Annotated in this window: 21 protein-coding genes; 10 read left to right on the plus strand and 11 right to left on the minus strand. The window is 61.0% G+C overall.

Features of this window, described 5'->3' with window-relative positions; all coding sequences use genetic code 11:
* The first annotated feature begins 165 nt into the window (after positions 1 to 165).
* A complete protein-coding gene (locus ACM62R_RS04140; RefSeq protein WP_415182795.1) occupies positions 166 to 597 on the plus strand; it encodes an Lrp/AsnC family transcriptional regulator in 432 nt (143 codons plus the stop codon).
* A 98-nt stretch (positions 598 to 695) separates the two neighbouring features.
* On the plus strand, positions 696 to 3752 hold the full coding sequence (locus ACM62R_RS04145) for a valine--tRNA ligase (RefSeq protein WP_415182796.1): 3057 nt from the start codon (positions 696 to 698) through the stop codon (positions 3750 to 3752).
* Between the two features lie 82 nt (positions 3753 to 3834).
* Here the strand turns inward: ACM62R_RS04145 and ACM62R_RS04150 are convergent, their stop codons facing one another.
* Positions 3835 to 4626, minus strand: coding sequence for a crotonase/enoyl-CoA hydratase family protein (locus tag ACM62R_RS04150; RefSeq protein ID WP_415182797.1), 792 nt, complete (start codon positions 4624 to 4626; stop codon positions 3835 to 3837).
* Positions 4627 to 4765: 139 nt separating this feature from the next.
* Here ACM62R_RS04150 and ACM62R_RS04155 point away from each other — a divergent pair, with 139 nt between their 5' ends.
* A complete protein-coding gene (locus ACM62R_RS04155; RefSeq protein WP_415182798.1) occupies positions 4766 to 5872 on the plus strand; it encodes a pyridoxal phosphate-dependent aminotransferase in 1107 nt (368 codons plus the stop codon).
* 36 nt (positions 5873 to 5908) lie between these two features.
* Here the strand turns inward: ACM62R_RS04155 and ACM62R_RS04160 are convergent, their stop codons facing one another.
* The 3 genes from ACM62R_RS04160 to ACM62R_RS04170 all read right to left on the minus strand — a co-directional run bounded on the left by ACM62R_RS04160 (position 5909) and on the right by ACM62R_RS04170 (position 8510).
* Complete coding sequence (locus ACM62R_RS04160; RefSeq protein WP_415182799.1) at positions 5909 to 6643, minus strand: SDR family oxidoreductase; 735 nt, start codon at positions 6641 to 6643, stop codon at positions 5909 to 5911.
* The gene (locus ACM62R_RS04165) at positions 6643 to 6879 is read right to left on the minus strand and encodes an Lrp/AsnC ligand binding domain-containing protein (protein ID WP_415182800.1); all 237 of its coding nucleotides are present in this window, start codon (positions 6877 to 6879) and stop codon (positions 6643 to 6645) included. Before ACM62R_RS04165 ends, ACM62R_RS04160 begins: the two co-directional genes overlap by 1 nt.
* Positions 6880 to 6959: 80 nt before the next feature.
* A complete protein-coding gene (locus ACM62R_RS04170; protein WP_415182801.1) occupies positions 6960 to 8510 on the minus strand; it encodes an ATP-dependent DNA helicase in 1551 nt (516 codons plus the stop codon).
* A gap of 118 nt (positions 8511 to 8628) precedes the next feature.
* On the opposite strand from ACM62R_RS04170, the gene ACM62R_RS04175 reads away from it, so the two are divergent.
* A complete protein-coding gene (locus tag ACM62R_RS04175) occupies positions 8629 to 9039 on the plus strand; it encodes a VOC family protein (RefSeq protein ID WP_415182802.1) in 411 nt (136 codons plus the stop codon).
* 52 nt (positions 9040 to 9091) lie between these two features.
* Here ACM62R_RS04175 and ccrA read toward each other — a convergent pair whose 3' ends face one another.
* Positions 9092 to 10384, minus strand: a complete 1293-nt coding sequence (gene ccrA, locus ACM62R_RS04180; RefSeq protein WP_415182803.1) for a crotonyl-CoA carboxylase/reductase — start codon at positions 10382 to 10384, stop codon at positions 9092 to 9094.
* Between the two features lie 169 nt (positions 10385 to 10553).
* Positions 10554 to 10886, minus strand: a complete 333-nt coding sequence (locus ACM62R_RS04185) for a hypothetical protein (protein WP_415182804.1) — start codon at positions 10884 to 10886, stop codon at positions 10554 to 10556.
* Positions 10887 to 11100: 214 nt separating this feature from the next.
* On the opposite strand from ACM62R_RS04185, the gene ACM62R_RS04190 reads away from it, so the two are divergent.
* Complete coding sequence (locus tag ACM62R_RS04190; RefSeq protein ID WP_415182805.1) at positions 11101 to 13086, plus strand: protein meaA; 1986 nt, start codon at positions 11101 to 11103, stop codon at positions 13084 to 13086.
* Positions 13087 to 13189: 103 nt separating this feature from the next.
* Here the strand turns inward: ACM62R_RS04190 and ACM62R_RS04195 are convergent, their stop codons facing one another.
* Genes ACM62R_RS04195 through ACM62R_RS04215 form a run of 5 tightly spaced genes read right to left on the minus strand, consistent with a single transcriptional unit; the run spans position 13190 to position 17179 of the window.
* The gene (locus ACM62R_RS04195) at positions 13190 to 13549 is read right to left on the minus strand and encodes a hypothetical protein (protein ID WP_415182806.1); all 360 of its coding nucleotides are present in this window, start codon (positions 13547 to 13549) and stop codon (positions 13190 to 13192) included.
* A complete protein-coding gene (locus ACM62R_RS04200) occupies positions 13546 to 14271 on the minus strand; it encodes an ABC transporter ATP-binding protein (RefSeq protein WP_415182807.1) in 726 nt (241 codons plus the stop codon). The genes ACM62R_RS04195 and ACM62R_RS04200 overlap by 4 nt, the downstream gene beginning before the upstream one ends.
* A 3-nt stretch (positions 14272 to 14274) precedes the next feature.
* Complete coding sequence (locus ACM62R_RS04205; protein WP_415182808.1) at positions 14275 to 15408, minus strand: ABC transporter permease; 1134 nt, start codon at positions 15406 to 15408, stop codon at positions 14275 to 14277.
* Positions 15405 to 16568, minus strand: coding sequence for an efflux RND transporter periplasmic adaptor subunit (locus tag ACM62R_RS04210; protein WP_415182809.1), 1164 nt, complete (start codon positions 16566 to 16568; stop codon positions 15405 to 15407). The genes ACM62R_RS04205 and ACM62R_RS04210 overlap by 4 nt, the downstream gene beginning before the upstream one ends.
* The gene (locus ACM62R_RS04215; protein ID WP_415182810.1) at positions 16568 to 17179 is read right to left on the minus strand and encodes a TetR/AcrR family transcriptional regulator; all 612 of its coding nucleotides are present in this window, start codon (positions 17177 to 17179) and stop codon (positions 16568 to 16570) included. The genes ACM62R_RS04210 and ACM62R_RS04215 overlap by 1 nt, the downstream gene beginning before the upstream one ends.
* 299 nt (positions 17180 to 17478) lie before the next feature.
* Between ACM62R_RS04215 and ffh the strand changes: the two genes are divergently transcribed.
* The 5 genes from ffh to ACM62R_RS04240 all read left to right on the plus strand — a co-directional run bounded on the left by ffh (position 17479) and on the right by ACM62R_RS04240 (position 21111).
* A complete protein-coding gene (gene ffh, locus ACM62R_RS04220; protein ID WP_415182811.1) occupies positions 17479 to 18996 on the plus strand; it encodes a signal recognition particle protein in 1518 nt (505 codons plus the stop codon).
* Between the two features lie 29 nt (positions 18997 to 19025).
* Positions 19026 to 19328 carry a chorismate mutase gene (locus tag ACM62R_RS04225; protein ID WP_415182816.1) on the plus strand — a complete coding sequence of 101 codons (303 nt, stop codon included), beginning with the start codon at positions 19026 to 19028 and terminating at the stop codon, positions 19326 to 19328.
* A gap of 42 nt (positions 19329 to 19370) precedes the next feature.
* Positions 19371 to 19736, plus strand: a complete 366-nt coding sequence (gene rpsP, locus ACM62R_RS04230) for a 30S ribosomal protein S16 (RefSeq protein WP_415182812.1) — start codon at positions 19371 to 19373, stop codon at positions 19734 to 19736.
* Between the two features lie 68 nt (positions 19737 to 19804).
* Positions 19805 to 20314: a ribosome maturation factor RimM gene (gene rimM / locus ACM62R_RS04235; protein ID WP_415182813.1), complete on the plus strand. Its 510-nt coding sequence runs from the start codon at positions 19805 to 19807 to the stop codon at positions 20312 to 20314.
* Positions 20311 to 21111 carry a hypothetical protein gene (locus tag ACM62R_RS04240; protein ID WP_415182814.1) on the plus strand — a complete coding sequence of 267 codons (801 nt, stop codon included), beginning with the start codon at positions 20311 to 20313 and terminating at the stop codon, positions 21109 to 21111. Before rimM ends, ACM62R_RS04240 begins: the two co-directional genes overlap by 4 nt.
* The last annotated feature ends 78 nt before the right edge of the window (positions 21112 to 21189 follow it).

Raw genomic sequence — 21189 nt, forward strand, 5'->3', positions numbered from 1 at the left:
ACGCTTACGCGTTTCAACCAACCAGGCCAGGTGCGGATGAGCCGCCCTTTTCCTGAACTTTCGTCAGGGCGATATGGGGCACAAGTTTACCGATCTAAAGACTAGAAGTGTGGTGTTGGATGGTTATAATGACGAAAACTCCGGTCAAACTGTTGGTGAGGGCAAATGGACGAACTGGATCGCAACATTTTGGGCCTGCTGGGCGGCGATGCGCGCATGTCAGTGGCCACGCTGGCGCGGCGATTGAAGGTTGCGCGCTCAACGATTCAGGCACGGCTGGAGCGGTTGGAAACAACCGGCATGATCGCCGGCTACACTGTCAAGCTGGGCGAAGCCGCGCGTCAGGGGCGCATCCGGGCGACCGTTTTGCTGACGATCGAGCCACGGGCGCAGGCGGGAATTCTGACGCGCCTGAAGGCGGTGCCCGAGGTCGAGCGAATCCACACCACCTCGGGCCGGGTGGATCTGTTGTTGCAACTGGCCGCGCCCTCCACCACGCAACTTGATATTGTGCTGGATCATATCGGTGAGATGACCGGAGTGAAGTCGTCAGAGAGCCTGATCCATCTTTCCACAAAAATGGATCGCGCCGTGTAGAGCCGGGTATGAGTATTTGGGCCAACGAAAAGGGGCAAAGGCTTTCCCTCGGCGGGGGGGTTCGTTAAACAAGCGACAACCAAGCAGGATGCACGACGATGCCGATGGAAAAAACCTACCACCCGACCGAAGCCGAAGCCCGTATCGCCGCCCGATGGGAAGCGGCGGGCGCCTTTGCCGCGGGGGCGAATGCCTCGCGCGATGAGACGTTTTGCATCATGATCCCGCCGCCGAATGTGACCGGATCGCTGCATATGGGCCACGCGTTCAACAACACGCTTCAGGACATTCTGGTGCGCTGGCACCGGATGCGCGGGTTTGACGTGTTGTGGCAACCGGGGCAGGACCATGCCGGGATTGCCACCCAGATGGTGGTTGAGCGGGAGTTGGCGAAAAATGGCCAGCCAAGCCGGCGCGAGCTGGGCCGTGAGGCGTTTTTGGCAAAGGTCTGGGAGTGGAAAGAGCAGTCGGGTGACACGATCATCAACCAGCTCAAGCGGTTGGGCGCATCTTGTGACTGGTCGCGCAACGCCTTTACGATGGATGCGCATTTCCAGCAGGCGGTGATCAAGGTCTTTGTCGAGATGCACAACAAGGGTCTGATCTACCGCGGCAAGCGGCTGGTCAACTGGGACCCGCATTTTGAAACGGCGATTTCGGATCTGGAGGTCGAGAATGTCGAGGTGAAGGGCCATATGTGGCACTTCAAATACCGGCTGGCCGGAGGCGAGACCTATGAATACATCGAAAAGGACGCAGACGGGGCCATAACCCTGCGCGAGACCCGCGATTACATCTCAATCGCCACTACGCGGCCGGAAACGATGTTGGGCGACGGCGCCGTTGCGGTGAACCCCCTGGACACACGCTATGCGCCGATTGTCGGCAAGATGGTGCATCTGCCGCTGTGTGATCGTCTGATCCCGATTGTCGTGGACGAATACCCGGACCCGGATTTCGGGTCTGGCGCGGTAAAGATTACCGGCGCGCATGATTTCAACGATTACCAGGTGGCCAAGCGGTGCGGCCTGCCGATGTATCGCCTGATGGATACCAAAGGTGCGATGCGGGCAGATGACCAGCCCTATGAGGAGGCCGTGGACCGCGCCCGCGAGATTGCCGCCGGGCGCGCCGCCTCGGAGGCCGAGGTGGACGGGTTGAATCTTGTGCCGGAAAAATACCGGGGGCTGGATCGGTTTGAGGCCCGCAAGGCGGTGATTGAGGATATCAACGCCGCCGGGCTTGCCGTGATGATCCATGAGACACACGAGACCGATGACGGCGAAGAAACCGTTTTGGTGCCCTATGTAGAAAACAAATTGATCATGCAGCCCTTTGGCGACCGCTCGAAAGTGGTGATCGAGCCGATGCTGACCGATCAGTGGTTTGTTGACACCGCCAGAATCGTGCAGCCCGCGATTGACGCGGTGCGCGACGGGCGCACCCAGATTTTGCCCGAACGCGATGCGAAGGTTTACTTTCACTGGCTTGAGAATATCGAACCGTGGTGCATTTCGCGCCAGCTTTGGTGGGGGCACCAGATCCCGGTCTGGTATGGTCTTGATCTGGGGTATGAGGCGCCAATAGGCGAAGAAGGCGACCTTGACGAGGTGGACCTGCTGAAACTGCTGATTGATGGCGGGATGGTTCATGCCGGCGAAGTGACCCATTGCGCAGCCTCATTCGAGGAGGTGGAGGGCGCCTTTCGCGACGAGATAGCCGACACCCCAAACCCGATTGCCCATGCCAAGATCATCGAGGTTGCAGACAAACACACCGCCATGCTTCGTCTGGCCGACGCACTGGCGGAGTACGCGGTGGATCAGGATCCCTCAAAGCTGGTATATCCGGTTTGGCGTGACCCGGATGTGCTGGACACCTGGTTTTCATCAGGGCTTTGGCCCATCGGCACGCTCGGCTGGCCCGAAAACACGCCCGAGTTGCAGAAATATTTTCCGACCTCGGTGCTGATCACCGGCTTTGACATCATCTTTTTCTGGGTCGCACGGATGATGATGATGCAGCTTGCCGTGGTGGGCGATGTGCCGTTCCGCACCGTCTATGTGCACCCGCTGGTGCGCGACGAGAAGGGCAAGAAGATGTCCAAATCGTTAGGCAACGTCCTGGACCCGCTGGAGCTGATTGACGAATACGGCACGGATGCGGTGCGCTTTACCCTGACCGCGATGGCAGCAATGGGGCGCGATTTGAAACTTTCGACGCAACGGATTGCCGGCTACCGCAACTTTGGCACCAAACTTTGGAACGCTACCCGCTTTGCCGAAATGAACGGCGTGTTTGAGGCCGCCGCGGTGGTGGGCGTGCCCGAGGCCAGCCATACCGTGAACCGCTGGATCATTTCGGAAACCGCGCGGGTGCGCGAAGCGGTTGACGAGGCGCTTTCGAACTACCGTTTCAACGATGCGGCAAACGCGCTTTATGCCTTTGTCTGGGGCAAGGTCTGCGACTGGTATGTGGAATTTGCCAAGCCCCTGTTTGACGGCGAGCACGCCGCCGAAACCCGCGCCACCATGCGCTGGGTGCTGGATCAGTGCTATCTGCTGACCCACCCGATCATGCCCTTCATCACAGAAGAGCTATGGGCGCTGACCGGAACCCGGGCCAAGATGCTGGCGCATGGCGATTGGCCGACCTATGGCGCCGAATTGATAGATGCCGAGGCAATGCGTGAAATAAACTGGGTGATCGGGCTGATCGAAGATATCCGCTCGGCGCGCACACAGATGGGGGTTCCGGTAGCGCTGAAGCTGCCGATGCTTTTGGCCCAGGCGGATGACACCGCCCGCACAGCCCTGACCCGCAACGAGGCGTTGATCTTCCGTCTTGCCCGGATCGACAGCGTGACCGAAGGGGGCACCCCGAAAGGGGCAATCTCGATCGCGGTGCCGGGTGCGGAATTTGCCCTGCCGTTGGACGGGGTGATTGATGTGGCCGCAGAAAAGACTCGCCTGACCAAAACCTATGACAAGCTGGAAAAGGAACTGAGCGGGCTGCGCGGGCGGCTAAACAACCCTAAATTCCTCGCCTCGGCCCCCGAAGATGTGGTCGCGGAAAACCGCGAACAGCTGGCCGCCGGTGAAGAAGAGGCGGCCAAGATCCGTGGCGCGCTTCAGCGGCTGGCAGATCTGGGCTGATATTTCGGGTCTGAATACCCCGCGTCTGGGCGCATCTGCCATCGGGGGGGCCTATGACAGGGGTATTCAGACCCGACAAAGGCTAACGTTGATCAAACACAGCCGGGCGGTTGGCCAGATTGGCGGCGATGACCTCCATCTGATCAGGTTTCCCCACAAGGCCGGTCTGTTCGCGCGATTCCGCATTCAGCACCGTGGCCGCATCGGCGGTAAGGGCCAGCCCGATCAGGCGCTTGGCCGCGCGAACCGCCGAGGGGCTTTTGCCCGCGATGGTATGCGCAAGCGCCATCGCGCGGGCCAGCGGATCTGCCGCGATCTCGGTGACGAGGCCCCAGCGTTCGGCCTGGGCGGCGGCGATGGGTTCGGCGGTGTAGGTCAGGTGGCGGATGACATCGCCGCGCGTCAGTTCCGGCAACAGCACCATACCGCCCATATCGGGGATCAACCCCCATTTCATTTCCATCACCGCAAGCCGTGCTTCCGGAGAAGCGACGCGGATATCAGCCCCCAGCGCCAGTTGAAACCCCGCGCCAAAGCATGCGCCATGCAGCGCTGCGATTACCGGCACCGGCAAGCTGCGCCAGACCAGCGCAAAGTGCTGAAACCGGTTGGCGTCACCGTGGCTGCGCGGCATGATCAGGCCCTCGGGATTGCTTGCCGCGAGCATCGCGAAGCTGGCCACATCAAGGCCCGCACAAAAGGCTTTGCCCTCGCCCGAAATCACCACAGCGCGCAGGCCCTCAACCCCGGCCAGATGGTCACCCATTGCCAGAACCGCATCCAGCATTTCCATATCGACGGCGTTCATCTTTTCAGGGCGGGACAGGGTAACATGGGCTACACCCTTGTCCATGGTCAGGGTCACGCGGGTCATCGGCACCTCCTTTACTGTCGGCCAATGATAGCGGTGGCGGCGCGCCGGGTCACCGCCCTTGCACCGGGCCGTGACGCAAAGTCATGTGAGCGGCCACGCCCTCTTGCGAGGCGCGGGAATTCGCCTTACGGCTGATGGCATGATCGGCCCACGCTACACGCCCCTTGTTCAGACCCTGCCCGCCTCTGTGCCCTTCGTCGGCCCCGAGACGCAAGAGCGTTTGCGCGGACGGGCCTTTGCCGCCCGGTTGGGTGCGAATGAAAATGGTTTTGGCCCATCGCCCCGCGCAGTTGCGGCGATGGCATCGGCGGCCGCCGAAGTCTGGATGTACGGCGACCCGGAAAATCACGATCTGCGCAAGGCGTTGGCGGCGCATCATGGGTGTGGGCCGCAAAACATCGTTGTGGGCGAAGGCATCGACGGGCTTTTGGGGTATCTCGCGCGGCTGTTGGTGGGGCCGGGCGATGCGGTTGTAACCTCGGACGGGGCTTATCCCACGTTCAACTATCATGTCGCGGGCTTTGGCGGGCTGCTGCACAAGCTACCCTATAACGGCGACCACGAAGACCCCGAGGCGTTGCTGACCGCGGCGCACCGGACCGGGGCCAAACTGCTTTATATTGCCAACCCCGACAATCCGATGGGCAGCCACCACCCTGCCGCCACCATTGCCGAGATGGTCGCGCGCACACCGCAAGGCACGCTGATCGTGCTGGACGAAGCCTATATCGACCTTGCCCCGAAAGGCACCGCTCCCGATCTTGACCCTGACGATCCAAGGGTCATTCGCATGCGCACCTTTTCCAAAGGCTATGGCATGGCGGGGGCGCGGGTGGGCTATGCGATCGGGGCGGCACCGCTGATTGCCGCGTTCAACAAGATCCGCAACCATTTTGGCATGTGCCGGATCAGTCAGGCGGGGGCGCTGGCGGCGCTGGCTGATCAGGGCTGGCTGGCCCATGTCTGCGCCGAGGTGGCGGGCTCCAGGCGCCGTCTGGCCGAAATCGCCGTGGCCAACGGGCTGATCCCATTGCCGTCAGCTACCAATTTCGTCACCATGGATTGCGGCGCAGACGGTGCCTTTGCCCGATCGACGCTGGCCGCACTGACCGCAAACGACATCTTCGCACGGATGCCCTTTATCGCGCCGCAGGACCGTTGCATTCGTGTTTCCTGTGGGCCGGTGGTAGCGATGGATGCTTTTGCGCACGCACTACCCCTTGCGCTGGCTATCGCTCGCGCCTGAATGTGGGGGGCTTGGCCGGGTCGCTTTGAAGTGCCGTCAACCCCGGCCGACAAAGGGCATTGTCGTCGCCATAACGGTCATCCGCAGCACATTCGCCCCCGCAGGCAGGCTGGCCATATGCAACACCGCACTGGCCACATCGGCCACCTCCATCATCGGTTCCGGGCGGATACTGCCATCGGCCTGGGGCACGCCCTTTTCCATCCGGGCCGCGAGGTCAGTACGCACGTTGCCGATGTCAATCTGGCCCGCCGCAATGCCGTAGGGCCGCCCGTCAAGCGCGAGGCTTTTGGTCAACCCGGTCACCGCATGTTTGCTGGCCGTATAGCATACCGAACCGGGGCGCGGCGTCGTCGCCGCGATCGAGCCATTGTTGATGATCCGGCCACCTTGCGGGTCTTGGGTGCGCATCTGCGAAAAAGCGGCCCGCGCAGATAGAAACATCCCCGTCAAGTTCACATCCAGCGTGCGTTGCCACTGCTCCAGACTGATTTCATCAATCAATGCGCCGGGGGGAAAGCTGCCTGCGTTGTTGAACAAGACATCAACCCGACCAAATCTTGCCACTGTGCTTGCAAAGGCATTCGCAACGGCCGCTTCATCGGTAATATCGCACGGCAGCGCCAAGCCATCAGACTGCCCGCCTGCAATTTCCTCCAACAGATCCGCCCGCCGTGCCAAAAGTGCCACCTGCCAGCCGCTTGCCAACGCGCGTTCGGCGACCGCACGGCCAATACCGGAACTGGCGCCGGTAATCACCATGACCCCCATCAGAATGCCCGGAACGTCATTGTGGTCAGTGTCCGGCTGATTCCCGGAATATCGAACAACGCCTTGGTCAGGAACTGCCCCACATCCTCGTCTTCGGGGATGTAGACCTTGGCAATAAGATCATATTCGCCCGAGGTTGAATAAAGCTCACTTACCACCTCGCGGTCATAGACGGCATCGGCCACCTCGTAGGTCTTGCCCGGTTGGCACCGAAATTGAACGAAAACGCAGCGCATCCGCACCCTCCCCTGAAACGATCGCCCCAAGACTAGGCCGCCCGGCCGCACCTTTAAAGCCCCAGCCTTCTTTTTGAGGATTAATCTTCGTCGGGGGCCAACGACAAGGGGGCAGTGCCCCGCGGCAGGTCATCGGTCGAAAGCGGCGCCAAGGGACGCGCAAGACGATTTTTCACAACCCAAAGCAGGCGATGCTGCGCACGGGTGATGGCGACATAGGCGAGGCGCTTCCAGAGGGGGATTCCCGCTTCGGTGCGGCCCGCGCGGTAGGCGGCGTAAAGGTCAGGGGCAAAGACCTGCACATTTTCCCACTGCGAACCCTGCGCCTTATGGATGGTCACCGCCGCGCCGTGCAGAAAGGCGGCCCCCATCCGCGCGGCAAACGGAATGAAGGGTTCTTCCTGATCCGGGATTTCGATCTTGATGATCGAGGCCGCCGAGATCCGCGGATCTTCGGCACCAATGACATGCAGCCGCGAAAATCCCGGCTTCTTGCCGGGGCCAAGGTAGATGACTTGCGCCCCTTTGATCAGGCCGCGGGCCTCCAGGTCGATGCGTTTCTTGCGGTGTTTGAGCGGCAGTTCGATCCCGTCGCAAATCAACGGCTCGCCGGGCAAAAGCACATCGGCGGGGGCCAGGTGGGCGTTGCGGAACGCCTGAATCAGCCTGATCCGCGTTGCATTGCGCCAGACCAGCACCGGGCTGCGCGCCATCAAGTCGCTTTCCACCCGTTCGGCCCAGACCACGCGGTCATCGCACCGCGCGGCCTCTTCTACCATCCGCTCGAATGCCTCGAAGGTCAGGGAATCATCTCCCAGCGCATGGGCAAGGTCAAGGATCGGGCTATCCTGCGTCTGGCGGTGGATACGGTGCAGGATCAGCTTTTTCTCGGCGCCCAGGCGCTCAAACACCATCTCGCCCGATTGGTTGACCGGGGCCAACTGCGCCGGATCGCCAAACAGCACAAGGGTGGGAAAGATTTCGCGCAGATCATCGAACTGGCGCTCATCCAGCATCGAGGATTCATCGACAAACCCAATATCAAGCGGGTCTTCACGCCGCTTCCACCCCTGAATGAAGTCTGACCCGCGCAAACCAGCCGAGGCCAGTGCACCGGGGATGGATTTGACCTGATCGTAAAATGCCTTGGCCCGGTCCAGTGCCTCTTCGGTCAGCCCGTTGATCCCCAGACCATCCAGCGTGGGGCGCGTGCCCTGCCCTGCCAGCCATTCGGCAATGCGCTCATACTGCGGGTCATAAACCGGCGTATACAAGATACGGTGAATGGTCGTCGCTGGCACGCCCCGATTGCGCAGCACGGAGGCGGCTTTGTTGGTCGGGGCCAAAATTGCCAGTGTGCGTTTATCCTTGCGCTTCTTGCTTTCGTAATCGCCCGAAACGGTTTCGACGCCCGCCGCCTCCAACGCCTTGTATAGCGCGGCCAGCAGCATCGTTTTGCCCGACCCCGCCTTGCCGATCACCGACAAGACGCGGTTTCCGCCGCCGTCGGGCATGGTCGTGGCCTCGGTCAGGTCCACCCCTGCTGCGGACAGCGCGTCGGCAACCCGGTCCCAAGCCTCGGCCTGATCTTCGGAAAACACAATCGCGGGGGGGGACGGGGTATGGTTCATGGCTGCAACCTTAAAGCCCGGCGCGGCAAGGCGAAAGAGGCGCGAGGCCACGCGCGCCAAAGGTTTTGCTACTGCCTCAAACCGTGGCACACTGGCCGCATCAACATGGAGAGAGGCAATGAAACCTGCCACGGCCCTGCTGGAAACCGCAATCTACGCCAAGGATATTGACGCCGCCGAGGCGTTTTACCGCGATGTCTTTGGCCTGACGGTGGTGTCAAAGGCGGATGATCGCCTGGTGTTCCTGCGTTGCGGCACCCAGATGCTTTTGGTGTTCAATCCCGCATTTTCAGCGCACGAAGATCCCGCCATCGCCATTCCGCGCCACGGCGCAACAGGGGCGGGGCATTTTTGCTTTCGCGCGCAGGATGCCACAGAGGTCGGCCAATGGCGTGACCATTTTCGCAGTCTGGGGATTGCGGTTGAACACTACCACATCTGGCCCAACGGCGCCCATTCCGTCTATATCCGCGACCCGGCCGGAAACTCGGTCGAGGTGGGTGAAGTCAAGCTATGGGATCTGGAGTGATCGCAACATGGCAAACCCGCGCCAGAGGTCTGACGCGGGCCTGCACTGACGCTCAGGGCTTGGGGCTGGCTTCCAGCGCATCGTCAAAGGTGCGCAGACCGGCACGCGGAGATTGCACCAGAACCGCCATATTGCCGGGTTTATGCTGATTCTTGTACATTTTCATATGCGCCGAGGGGATTTCGGCCCATGGGAAAACTTCGCTCATACAAGGGTCCAGCCGGCGTTCCAGCATTAGTTTATTGGCCGCCGACGCCTGCTTGAGGTTGGCGAAATGGCTGCCCTGCACACGTTTTTGGTGCATCCACAGATAGCGCACATCAAACGTCAGGTTAAACCCGGTGGTGCCTGCGCAGATCACCACCATGCCGCCGCGCTTGACCACAAACACCGAAACGGGGAATGTTGCCTCGCCCGGATGTTCAAACACCATATCGACGTTGTTGCCCTTGCCGGTGATGTCCCAGATCGCCGCGCCAAATTTGCGCGCTTCCTTGAACCAGGCGGCGTATTCGGGGGTATTGACCGTGGGCATCTGCCCCCAACAATTGAAATCCTTGCGGTTGATGACCCCTTTGGCCCCCAACCCCATGACGAAATCGCGTTTATCCTCTTCCGAGATCACGCCAATCGCATTTGCCCCCGCCGCATTGATCAACTGGATCGCATAGGAGCCAAGCCCCCCTGAGGACCCCCAGACCAGCACATTATCACCGGGTTTAAGGATATGCGGCCGGTGGCCAAACAGCATCCGGTAAGCGGTGGCCAGCGTCAGCGTATAGCAGGCACTTTCCTCCCACGTCAGATGTTTTGGCCGCGCCATCAACTGCTGCGCCTGCACGCGGGTGAACTGCGCGAACGATCCGTCGGGGGTCTCATAGCCCCAGATCCGCTGGCTGGGCGAAAACATCGGGTCGCCGCCGTTGCATTCTTCGTCGTCGCCATCGTCCTGATTGCAGTGGATCACCACTTCATCACCGACTTTCCAGCGCTTTACCTTGTCACCCACAGCCCAAACGATGCCCGCGGCATCTGAACCGGCAATGTGGTAGGGTTGCTTGTGGCCATCAAACGGGCTGATCGGAATACCCAGACCGGCCCAGATACCGTTGTAATTGACCCCGGCGGCCATCACCAGAACCAGCACTTCCTGACTGTCGATCGTGGGGGTGTCCACGACCTCGACCTGCATGGCCTTGTCGGGCTCGCCGTGGCGTTCACGACGGATCGCCCACGCATACATCGACTTTGGCACATGCCCCAGGGGCGGCATTTCACCAACCTCGTAGAGGTCTTTTTGTGGCGCGTCGTAGGGCGCAATCCCGGTTTTGATGTCCAGAGCCATGCGGGCCTCCTGTCTGCTGTTGCCGCACCGCAGAATCGGCGGGCTTTGACCTAGGGAATACGTTTCACCGCGCAACAATGCAATACGAAACGCGACATTTTTGTAATTATATGACCCCGCAAGCGCAGCATTCTGGGCGAAACGGGGTCATACAGATGTGCAAAGGGACTTATTTGAAGGTCAACTCACCTGTAGTGCAGGCGTCGAAACCCTCTTCGATGACCTCATCACCGTCTTCGAACACGGCCCGCAGATCAAAGATGCAGTAGTTGCTCGCATCATCAAAGTTGATTGTCACCGTGTCATTCGGCCCCAGCACCTCATCGCCAAGAATATCTTCCTCCCAGGAATCGCTACCGGAATTTGAGCCGTAAAACTCAATAATGGTGTAATTCGTCATATTGGTGACGTTGACCTTGCGGTTCGCAGCCACTGCCGGACACGCCAGCGAAATCGTCAAAAGCACCGCAATGGCGGACGTGGAAATATAGGTCAGTTTCATTTCATACCCTGTAAACAACCATTCGCCCTGACGCATGCCAAGGCGCGCGCACCCTGCCCGAGCGCCCGATGATTTGGCAACATCTATTGCGCACGGCAGAACTATTGCCCGGCATATCTTATAATGCCGCATCGCAGCGAATTGACAGCGACACATTCTTCCGCATAACTCAGCAGTAACCGCAACTTTCTTGCGACAGGAATCGGAGACCGCCATGACTGACGCCGCCCCCAAAGCCGCACCCGCCAAGGATAAACCCTGGCTTTTTCGGACCTACGCGGGCCATTCCACGGCGGAAAAGTCAAACACGCTTTACCGGGGGAACCTGGCCAAGGGGCAGACAGGCCTGTCCGTCGCCTTCGATCTGCCCACCCAGACCGGGTATGACAGCGATCATATCCTGTCGCGTGGTGAGGTTGGCAAGGTCGGCGTGCCGATCTGCCATCTGGGCGATATGCGCACGCTGTTCGATCAGATCCCGCTGGACCGGATGAACACCTCAATGACAATCAACGCCACGGCACCATGGCTTTTGGCCCTATATATCGCCGTGGCCGAGGAACAGGGCGCCGATATTCACGCCCTGCAAGGCACGGTGCAAAACGATCTGGTGAAAGAGTATCTGTCGCGCGGCACCTATATCTGCCCGCCAAAACCATCGCTGACCATGATCACCGATGTTGCGGCCTATACCGCCCGTCACCTGCCCAAATGGAACCCGATGAACGTCTGTTCCTATCACCTGCAAGAGGCGGGGGCGACACCGGAACAGGAACTGGCCTTTGCGCTTGCCACCGGCGTGGCGGTGCTGGACGATCTGAAGGGCAAAATCGCCCCGGCCGAATTTCCCGCAATGGTGGGGCGAATTTCGTTTTTCGTGAACGCGGGCATCCGCTTCGTGACCGAACTTTGCAAGATGCGCGCCTTTACCGAACTGTGGGACGAAATCTGCCGCGAGCGTTACAATATCGAAGAGGAAAAATACCGGCGTTTTCGTTACGGCGTGCAGGTCAACAGCCTTGGCCTGACCGAACAACAACCCGAAAACAACGTCTACCGGATCCTGATCGAGATGTTGGCGGTAACGTTGTCGAAGAACGCCCGCGCCCGCGCGGTGCAGCTTCCGGCATGGAACGAGGCTTTGGGCCTGCCGCGCCCTTGGGATCAGCAATGGTCGCTTAGAATGCAGCAGATCATGGCCTATGAAACCGACCTGCTGGAATACGGCGACCTGTTTGATGGCAACCCGGTAATCACCGCCAAAGTCGAAGCGTTGAAAACGGGCGCCCGTGAAGAGCTGGCCACGCTTGACGGAATGGGCGGTGCAATTGCCGCCATCGACTACATGAAGGGCCGCTTGGTGGAAAGCAACGCCGCGCGGCTGGGCCGGATTGAGACGAATGAGACCGTGGTTGTCGGGGTGAACCGCTGGCAACAGGGTGAGCCGTCGCCGCTGACGGCGGGCGATGGCGCCATCATGGTGGTGGAACCGGGCGTCGAAGACGACCAGATCGGGCGGCTGAATACCTGGCGTGCGACGCGCGATGCCAAGGGCGTAGCCGCAGCGCTGACCGCCCTTCGGGCCGCAGCGACTGCGGGTGAAAACATCATGCCCCCCTCGATTGCCGCCGCCAAGGCCGGGGTGACGACAGGCGAATGGGCTGGCGTCATGCGCCAGGTTCATGGCGAATACCGTGGCCCTACAGGCGTGTCGCGCAACCCCTCCAACCGCACCGAGGGGCTTGAGGAAATCCGCGCCGCCGTTGATGTCGCCTCATCGAAACTGGGGCGGCGGCTGAAATTTCTGGTTGGCAAGCCGGGGCTTGACGGCCACTCCAACGGCGCTGAACAAATCGCCTTTCGTGCCCGTGATTGTGGCATGGATATCACCTATGACGGGATCCGCCTGACCCCCGAACAGATTGTCGCCAAGGCGATCGAAGATGAGGCTCATGTGGTAGGCATCTCAATCCTGTCAGGGTCGCACATTCCGTTGGTCGAAGAATTGATGACCCGAATGCACGACGCCGGGCTGAGCCATATACCTGTCGTCGTCGGCGGCATCATCCCCGAGGAAGACGCCGAAAAATTGCTCGGTTTCGGCGTTATCCGTGTTTACACGCCCAAGGATTTCGAACTCAACCGGATCATGATGGACATCGTTGCCCTTGCTGTACCTGCGTCAATTGCGGCACAGTAGCTATGCTTTTCGTTGGCGGAAATACTCCCGCCGGAGGCTTCTGTGGCGGCCACCAGGAGCCTCCGGCGGGAGTATTTCCGCCAACGAAATTTGACTTGGGCATCTATTTTTGCTGCCGCAACGCCATCAGCGCGATAACGGCCCAAACGCCCGTCCGCATGATCATGGCGCCGGTGGTGCGCGTTTCGTGTGCGCCTCCCCCCAAGACATGGGCACCGTAGGCCAACCCTACCAATAATGTGGCAACAAAGATCGCCACAGCCAGCGATGCGGCCCAGGGTTTTCGGGACAACAGCCCGTAACCAGCCAGCATATAGGCAAAACCCGCGCTGAAATTGAACCACAGGACGAAAGGCACAACAGCCCCCATATCAGCGCCGCCAAACAACGCTCGTCCGCCAGCGACAACAGTCAGCGCGCCGAAAATCAGCGCCACCCATCCCAACGTTTTACGCCCCGTCATGATGACATCTCCATCAGGCTTGCAGTGTCCTGCTCCAGCCGCCCGTCGCGCAGGTGAAACAGCTTGTCAAAGCGGTCAAGGATCTTTTCATCATGAGTCACGGCAATGATGCAGGCATCCTGTTCGCTTGCGAGTTTGCGCAAAAGATCCATCACGATCCCGGCACGTTTACTGTCAAGGGCTGCCGTTGGCTCATCGGCCAGAATGATGCGTGGGCTATTGGCCAACGCGCGCGCGATTGCCACGCGCTGCGCCTCGCCGCCCGATAGTAGCGCGGGCATTGCACGGGCGCGGTGGCCTACTTCAAGGTAGTCCAGCAATTCTTGTGCGCGGGCCTGCGCGGCGGCAGCCGGGTGGCCGGCCAGATGCAACACAAGTGCTACATTTTCCAGCGCTGTCAGAAACGGCAACAGGTTATGCGCCTGAAAGATGAACCCGATCTTATCGAGCCTCAACCGCCGCAGATCGCCGCGTAACCAACGGCCGTCAAACACAGTCTCTCCATCCAGCACTACCTGCCCCGCTGACGGGTCGATGATACAGCCGATCACGTTCAGCAGTGTCGTTTTACCTGATCCCGACGGCCCCAGCAGCGCCACGACCTCGCCGGCGCTGACCGATAGGTCCAGCGCACGCAGCGCATCCACGCGGGTATCGCCCTCACCATAGTGTTTTGAGACACCCTTCAGATCGACAATTACGGTTCCTTTATGTTCTACCATTGTTCAGCCTCCGAGTGCCGTAGCGGGATCGACCTTCAACGCGGCGCGCACGCCGAGCCCGCTGGCCGCAATACAGACCCCGAAGATGATTGCACCCAACACCGCAACGTTTATCGGCTCCAGCACCACGCGGCGCGGGAAGTTGTCTTTCAGCGCCAGTATAAGCACGAGGCCAAAGCCCCACCCGACCAGCCCAAGCGCCAACGATTGCTGCACGATCAACCCGACGATAGTGCGATCAGGCGCCCCGATCAGTTTCAGCGTAGCGATTTGTTTCAACTTTTCCATCGTCATCGTGTAGATGATGAGCGCGATCACAACCGCCGAGACGGTCAGCAAGATCCCCAGGAAGAGGCCAATTTGACGCCGGGCCTTATCTACCACCGACTGGATCAGCAGGTCCTCTTGCTCGGCCTGGGTCATCGCCTCAAGGTGTTTCCACTGCTTTACCGTCTGGCCAAGCGCCGCGGAATCGGCAGAGGGTTCCAGCCGGGCGATCACCGCCGCAACCGTGCTTTCACCCCCTATTTTGCCATCCCGCGCGATTTTTATGCGTGCAGCAGCGGGGTCAAGCTGGCTTTGCAGCACCTGTGCGTCAGCAAGGGTTATGAAAACTGCGGGATCACCACCCGAGTTCATCGTATCGCGCACCAGCCCCACCACGGTAAAGCGGTTGCGCCCCAGCCGTATCGTGTCACCCAGCGTCAGGCCGGTCTTGGCGTCTGCAACCATCTCAAAGTGGCTTTGTTCCAACCCGCGCCCCTCGGCAATCTGCGCAGGGCCGCCCGGACGTCCGCGTTCATAACCAATGACATAGATCCGCACGGTGTCTGCGCCATATTCCGCCTCTACCGTCTGATAGGTGATCGAGCCCGCCTGGGCCACACCATGCAGCCGGGCCACCGCATCGCGCGTATCGGCCGGCACTTTCGAGGCTTCGGCAAAGGGGCCTTTGGTTCCCGCCTCGACCACCCAAAGATCGACCTGCGGCGCGCGCACGATATTCAGCGCATCGGCCACCAGCCCGTTATAAATGCCGATCATCGCCAAGACGACCGCCATCAACAGGCTAAGGCCCAGACAGGTCAGCAAAAAGCGAAACAGGTTGTGCTGCACATCGCGTAGCGCAAGGTTCATTGCCCGGCCTCCGGTGTGGTCGCACGCACAAGGCGCCCCTCGGTCAGACCCTTGATCGGGGCCGAGACGATCTTTGCACCGTCAGGCAGCCCAGCGACCACCTCGACGCGGGCATCTTCGCTGCGCGCGCCAAAGGTCAGGGGAAGTTGCGCCAATTTGCCATTGTTCACCACCCAGACCCGGCCGGTGTGCCCGTCGAAACCGTTGATCGCGATTTCTGGCACCATCACCGCCTGCGAAAGCTGGCCCAATGTTATACGCACCTCGGCCTGTTCGCCCAGAAACATCTGCGTGGGGCAATCGGTGCAGGTCAGCCAAACGCGGCGTTCTTCGTTTATCCGGTCGCTTTCAAGCCCGATCCGCGCAACCTCGCCGCTGAACGTCTGATGCGGCAGGGACCGAAGCCGAATCTCGGCGGTTTGCCCCAAGGCCAATGCCCCGGCGCGTTCCTCATCAATGTAGGCCAGAATCCAGATTGTTGCCGGGTCGATCAGGGTGAATATCGCGTCACCCGCCCGGACCACATCGCCCGCCTCGGCGTGACGTTCGACGATCACGGCATCAAACGGGGCCCTCAGGGCGCGCTGCGCCAACAGGGCCTGTTCATAAGATAGCGCGGCGGCGGCGTCCTCGGCCTGTGCCTGCACAACGGCCACATCAGCCACGGCAACCGCCTGATCGGCACGGGCCACATCAACATCGCGCTGCGATTCCTCGGCGGACTGGGCCGAGATCGTACTGCGCCCGGCCAATTCCTGTTGACGCAGGTTGGCAGCCTCGCGCTGAGCAAGCACCGCGCCTGCCCGCGCCACATTGGCCTTGGCCTTGGCCAGGCTGGCGCGCGCCGCTGTCAGTGCCGCGCGCGCACGCGCAACCCGTGCCTCTTGCTCGACCGTACTCAGCTGCGCCAGAACCTGCCCGCGGGTCACATGGTCACCGGCATCCGCCGCCAGATCCGTGACGCCAGCCCCCGCCTCGAACCCGATCCGCGCCAGGATTCGCGCCTCGACCGTACCAAGGCCATAGACCCGTAGCGCCACATCCTGCACCGATGCGGCCACCGGGACCGATAACGGCCGGCGCATCAAGAAGGCGGTGCCAAGACCAATGACAAGCACCACAATGCCAATTCCAATACCTGTCCGCATTGACCGCCGCATTAATTTGCTCCTTCAGGTTTGGGCGCAAACTGCGCCAGTTGCACCTTCAATAACCGTGCGCCCTCGTCTTGCAGCACGAACCCACGCGCCCCAAGCGACCACTTTATCGCCAGGCCCTGCACCAGCGATGTCAGCAACACCGCGCCATCATCGGGCGCCAGATCCGCGCCTATGGCCCCCGCGTCACAGGCCTGGGACAATTCTGCGGCCAGTAGCGCCTGAAATTCGGCTAGGCGGGTCTGAAACACCTGCCGCAGCGGGGCATTTTCGATATTCAGTTCACGCGAAAACAAGATCGCGGGCAGCGCCGGGGTCTGCGCGATCTGATGAAACTGCGCCGCGATCAGCGCCTCAATACGCTGCAAGGGCGTATCTTGGGGGTGCAGCGCCATTTGCCACGCCAGCGCCAGTGTTTCGGAAATATGTTCAGCAACGGCAAGCCACAGCGCCTGTTTGCTGGCGAAATGGCGAAAAATAGCGGGTTGCGTCAGGCCAACCGCGCGCGCCACCGCGTTTGTGGTCAGGCGGTCCGGCCCCAGTTCATCGGCCAGTCGCAGCGCCACGGCGATGATTTCACCCTTTCGGTCCTCGGCAGATTTTCGGATCAACATGTACGACTCGCTTAGTTAGTTATCTATCACTAACATTTGGGGGATGCGCGATCAAGGGCCTTCGGCGGAAAAGCAAACCGGCGCTTGCGCAGCCCGCCGATCGCAATACCGCCAACTGCAAAGCACCTTTGTTGACTCTGTCGTCCGATTTGCATAAGAACCCCCAGATTCCCCCGGAGGCATAAGGCTTCCGGTCCCTGATGCGGTCAGGGATCGCCATCCGTCAGCGCGTTGCGCCCACGGGTGCGATTGTCGTTTGATTGGCCGGTTTGCGGTATTTGCCCAAGGAGGGCCGTGAGATGTTCGAGAACCTTTCAGAACGCCTTGGCGGTGTCTTTGACCGACTGACCAAGCAAGGCGCGCTGTCCGAAGCCGATGTCAGCGCCGCGCTGCGCGAAGTGCGGGTCGCGCTGCTGGAGGCCGACGTGTCCTTGCCGGTGGCGCGCGATTTCATCAAGGCGGTCGAAGGCAAGGCCGCCGGGCAGGCCGTGACCAAATCCATCACGCCGGGCCAGCAGGTCGTAAAGATCGTCCACGATGAACTGGTCCGCGTTCTGGCCGGTGACGATGAACCCGAAGCGCTGAAAATTGACAACCCGCCCTCGGCCATTTTGATGGTGGGTCTGCAAGGGTCGGGTAAAACCACAACCACGGCCAAACTGGCCCGACGGCTGAAAGACAAGAACGCCAAGCGCGTCTTGATGGCGTCGCTCGACACCAACCGCCCCGCCGCGATGGAGCAGTTGCAGATCCTCGGGACGCAGATCGGCGTCGACACGCTGCCCATCGTCAAGGGCGAGTCGGCCGTGCAGATCGCCAAACGGGCCAAGCAACAGGCAACCCTGGGCGGCTATGACGTCTACATGCTTGATACCGCCGGGCGTCTGCACATCGACGAAGTGCTGATGGATGAGGTCCAGTCCGTCCGCGACGTGGCGCAGCCGCGCGAAACCCTGCTGGTGGTCGATGGCCTGACCGGCCAAGACGCGGTGAACGTCGCCGCAGAGTTTGACGGCAAGGTCGGCATTTCCGGCGTCGTGCTGACCCGGATGGATGGCGACGGGCGCGGCGGCGCGGCCCTTTCCATGCGGGCGGTGACCGGCAAACCGATCCGTTTTGTGGGTCTTGGCGAAAAGCTGGATGCGCTTGAGGTGTTTGAACCCAGCCGCGTGGCCGGGCGTATTCTGGGCATGGGTGACATTGTCGCCCTTGTCGAGAAGGCGCAGGAAACGCTGGAACTGGAGCAGGCCGAGCGAATGATGAAGCGGTTCCAAAAGGGACTGTTCAACATGAACGACCTGAGAAGCCAGCTGGATCAGATGCTGAAAATGGGCGGCATGCAGGGCGTCATGGGGATGATGCCCGGCATGGGCAAAATGGCCAAGGCCGCCGAGGATGCAGGCTTTGACGACCGCACCATCCGCCGCCAGATGGCGCTGATCAACTCGATGACCAAACGCGAACGCGCCAACCCCGATCTGCTGCAAGCCAGCCGCAAAAAGCGCATCGCTGCCGGGTCCGGGCTGGAAGTGTCCGAACTGAACCGTCTTTTGAAGATGCATCGCCAGATGGCCGATACGATGAAAAAGATGGGCAAGGGCGGGATGCTCAAACAGGCGATGAAGGGAATGATGGGCGGCAAGGGTGGCAAGGGCGGCATGCCCGATATGGCCAACATGGACCCCGCACAGATGGAACAGGCCGCAAAGGCGCTGCAAGGCAAGATGCCCGGCGGTCTGGGTGGCATGGGTGGTCTTGGCGGGTTGAAACTGCCGGGTGGTCTGTCAGGTCTTGGCGGCATGGGCAAAAAGAAATGAGCCAAAGCAACCTTTCCCCCACGGCGGAGATGGCCCTGACAGATGACGTGACCCGCGCCGAAGCGGTGTTGAAATCGCACCGCGAAAGCATCGACCGGCTGGATGCAATTTTGGTCTATACGCTGGCCGAACGCTTTAAACACACGCAGGCCGTGGGGCGCCTGAAGGCCGAACATGCGCTGCCCCCTTCCGACCCCAACCGCGAGGCGCGCCAGATCGAGCGGTTGGAACGGCTGGCCTCTGAGGCCGATCTTGACCCTGAATTTGCCAAGAAATTCCTGACCTTCATCATCTCTGAAGTCATCAGGCATCACGAAATACTACAGAAATAACCGGCATTTGCCCGGCCAAACCAAACCCAAGGAGACTATGATATGTCGATGAAAATCCGTCTGGCCCGTGGTGGCTCTAAAAAGCGCCCGCATTACGCTATTGTCGCAACCGACAGCCGCATGCCGCGCGATGGCCGCTTTCTGGAAAAGCTGGGCACCTACAACCCGCTGCTGGCCAAAGACAGCGAAGATCGCGTGAAAATGGATATGGAGCGCGTGCAATACTGGCTCGGCCAGGGCGCCCAGCCGACCGACCGTGTGGCCCGCTTCCTGGAAGCCGCCGGCGTCCGTGAAAAAGCCGCCCGCAACAACCCCAAAACCGGTACTCCGGGTGCAAAAGCCGTGAAGCGCGCCGAAGAAAAAGCCGCCAAATCGGCCGCCCCTGCTGAAGAAGCGGCTGCTGAATAAGCCGCCAATCTTTCGTTGGAAATTCGGGCCGGGCAGCGTTGCCCGGCCCTCCCTATAAGGAGCCCCCGATGACCCAAGGTGACAGAACCTGTGTCGGCGCCATTGCGGGCGCTTTTGGTGTTCAGGGCGAGGTGCGGCTGAAAAGCTTCTGCACGACCCCCGAAGACATCGTGGCCTACGCGCCGCTTTACACCGAAGATGGCAGCCGCAGCTTTGGGGTCAAACTGACGCGCACTATCGCGGGTGCCCTGGGTGTGCGGCTGACCGGCATCGCCACCAAGGAAGAGGCCGATGCGCTGAAGGGCGTCACCCTCTGGGCGGACCGCGAAAAGCTGCCCTCGCTTCCCGATGACGAATTCTACCACACCGACCTGATCGGCCTTGAGGTGCTGGACACCGGCGGCGCGCGTCTGGGTCAGGTGCGGGCCGTTCACAACCATGGCGCGGGCGACATTCTGGAAGTCTACGCACCGGGGCGCAAAACGGCGCTTTTGCTGCCGTTCACACGCGCCATTGTGCCCACCGTGAACCTGACCGAAGGCCGGATCATCGTCGACCCGCCCGAGGAGGCCGAATGACGCGGGTCATTGTCCACGCGGGGTTTCACAAAACCGGGACATCCAGCCTGCAAGCGTATCTTGGCCAACACCGCAAGGCGCTTGCCCCCTATCTCGCGTTCTACGGCAAGGCTGATTTCATCAACGCGGGCAGCTATGCGCGCCTCTATGCGCAGCGCCCGTTCTTCTGGCGGCGTTGGGCCTTTCGCCGCGCGATCCGCGCCTTTCTGAACGCCGTTCCCGCAGCGCCGGTAATCGTGCTGTCACGCGAAACATTCGCCGGGGTAATGCCGGGGCACCGCAACTGGCTGCGGCGGACGATTCGCGGCTATGCCTTTTCAGCGGTGCCAATCTGCCGCGAGCTGCGACGCGAGATTTTGCGCCGCTTTCCGGGTGCCACAGTCGAGTTCCTGTTCACCACCCGCGAACGCGAAGACTGGATTCATTCTGTCTATGGGCATTTGCTGCGCTCGATCCACCTGACAGAGACGTTCGATGCGTTCCGCGCCCGCTTTCCCGACCTGATCGACCCGGCGGTTGAGGCGCAGCGCATCGCCGCCGCCCTTGCCCCCAGCCGCACCCATATCGCAGCGCTTGAGGACTACGCCGATGGCCATGCCGGTCCGGGGGATATCGTGCTGGACCTTGTCGGCGTACCGGCTAACGTGCGTGCCGCCCTGCCCCGCGCCGGACGCGCCAATATTGGCCAGACCGCCGCGCAGAAGACCGCATTTTTGAACCTGAACCACAGCGGTCAGGGCAAGACCGCGCTGAAACACATCAAAGACACCATGCTGCGCGAGGCACGGGAAAAATGACCGACGAACCCGCAAAATCGCATGGCCGGCTTCGCCTGTCCCCCTCGATCAAGCCGCGCGATCTGATGGCCGAGACGC

This window comes from Phaeovulum sp., assembly GCF_047638075.1.
Lineage (GTDB): Bacteria > Pseudomonadota > Alphaproteobacteria > Rhodobacterales > Rhodobacteraceae > UBA6197.

Bases quoted from the DNA above. Each gene is read 5' to 3' on its own strand.
- ACM62R_RS04155 (WP_415182798.1), top strand. From the start codon at position 4,766: ATGATCGGCCCACGCTACACGCCCCTTGTTCAGACCCTGCCCGCCTCT.
- ACM62R_RS04175 (WP_415182802.1), top strand. From the start codon at position 8,629: ATGAAACCTGCCACGGCCCTGCTGGAAACCGCAATCTACGCCAAGGAT.
- ACM62R_RS04210 (WP_415182809.1), bottom strand. From the start codon at position 16,568: ATGCGGCGGTCAATGCGGACAGGTATTGGAATTGGCATTGTGGTGCTT.
- ACM62R_RS04205 (WP_415182808.1), bottom strand. From the start codon at position 15,408: ATGAACCTTGCGCTACGCGATGTGCAGCACAACCTGTTTCGCTTTTTG.
- ACM62R_RS04190 (WP_415182805.1), top strand. From the start codon at position 11,101: ATGACTGACGCCGCCCCCAAAGCCGCACCCGCCAAGGATAAACCCTGG.
- rimM (WP_415182813.1), top strand. From the start codon at position 19,805: ATGACCCAAGGTGACAGAACCTGTGTCGGCGCCATTGCGGGCGCTTTT.
- ACM62R_RS04225 (WP_415182816.1), top strand. From the start codon at position 19,026: ATGGCCCTGACAGATGACGTGACCCGCGCCGAAGCGGTGTTGAAATCG.
- ACM62R_RS04195 (WP_415182806.1), bottom strand. From the start codon at position 13,549: ATGACGGGGCGTAAAACGTTGGGATGGGTGGCGCTGATTTTCGGCGCG.
- ACM62R_RS04160 (WP_415182799.1), bottom strand. From the start codon at position 6,643: ATGGGGGTCATGGTGATTACCGGCGCCAGTTCCGGTATTGGCCGTGCG.
- ACM62R_RS04165 (WP_415182800.1), bottom strand. From the start codon at position 6,879: ATGCGCTGCGTTTTCGTTCAATTTCGGTGCCAACCGGGCAAGACCTAC.
- ACM62R_RS04140 (WP_415182795.1), top strand. From the start codon at position 166: ATGGACGAACTGGATCGCAACATTTTGGGCCTGCTGGGCGGCGATGCG.
- ffh (WP_415182811.1), top strand. From the start codon at position 17,479: ATGTTCGAGAACCTTTCAGAACGCCTTGGCGGTGTCTTTGACCGACTG.
- ccrA (WP_415182803.1), bottom strand. From the start codon at position 10,384: ATGGCTCTGGACATCAAAACCGGGATTGCGCCCTACGACGCGCCACAA.
- ACM62R_RS04185 (WP_415182804.1), bottom strand. From the start codon at position 10,886: ATGAAACTGACCTATATTTCCACGTCCGCCATTGCGGTGCTTTTGACG.
- ACM62R_RS04215 (WP_415182810.1), bottom strand. From the start codon at position 17,179: ATGTTGATCCGAAAATCTGCCGAGGACCGAAAGGGTGAAATCATCGCC.
- rpsP (WP_415182812.1), top strand. From the start codon at position 19,371: ATGTCGATGAAAATCCGTCTGGCCCGTGGTGGCTCTAAAAAGCGCCCG.
- ACM62R_RS04145 (WP_415182796.1), top strand. From the start codon at position 696: ATGCCGATGGAAAAAACCTACCACCCGACCGAAGCCGAAGCCCGTATC.
- ACM62R_RS04200 (WP_415182807.1), bottom strand. From the start codon at position 14,271: ATGGTAGAACATAAAGGAACCGTAATTGTCGATCTGAAGGGTGTCTCA.
- ACM62R_RS04150 (WP_415182797.1), bottom strand. From the start codon at position 4,626: ATGACCCGCGTGACCCTGACCATGGACAAGGGTGTAGCCCATGTTACC.
- ACM62R_RS04240 (WP_415182814.1), top strand. From the start codon at position 20,311: ATGACGCGGGTCATTGTCCACGCGGGGTTTCACAAAACCGGGACATCC.
- ACM62R_RS04170 (WP_415182801.1), bottom strand. From the start codon at position 8,510: ATGAACCATACCCCGTCCCCCCCCGCGATTGTGTTTTCCGAAGATCAG.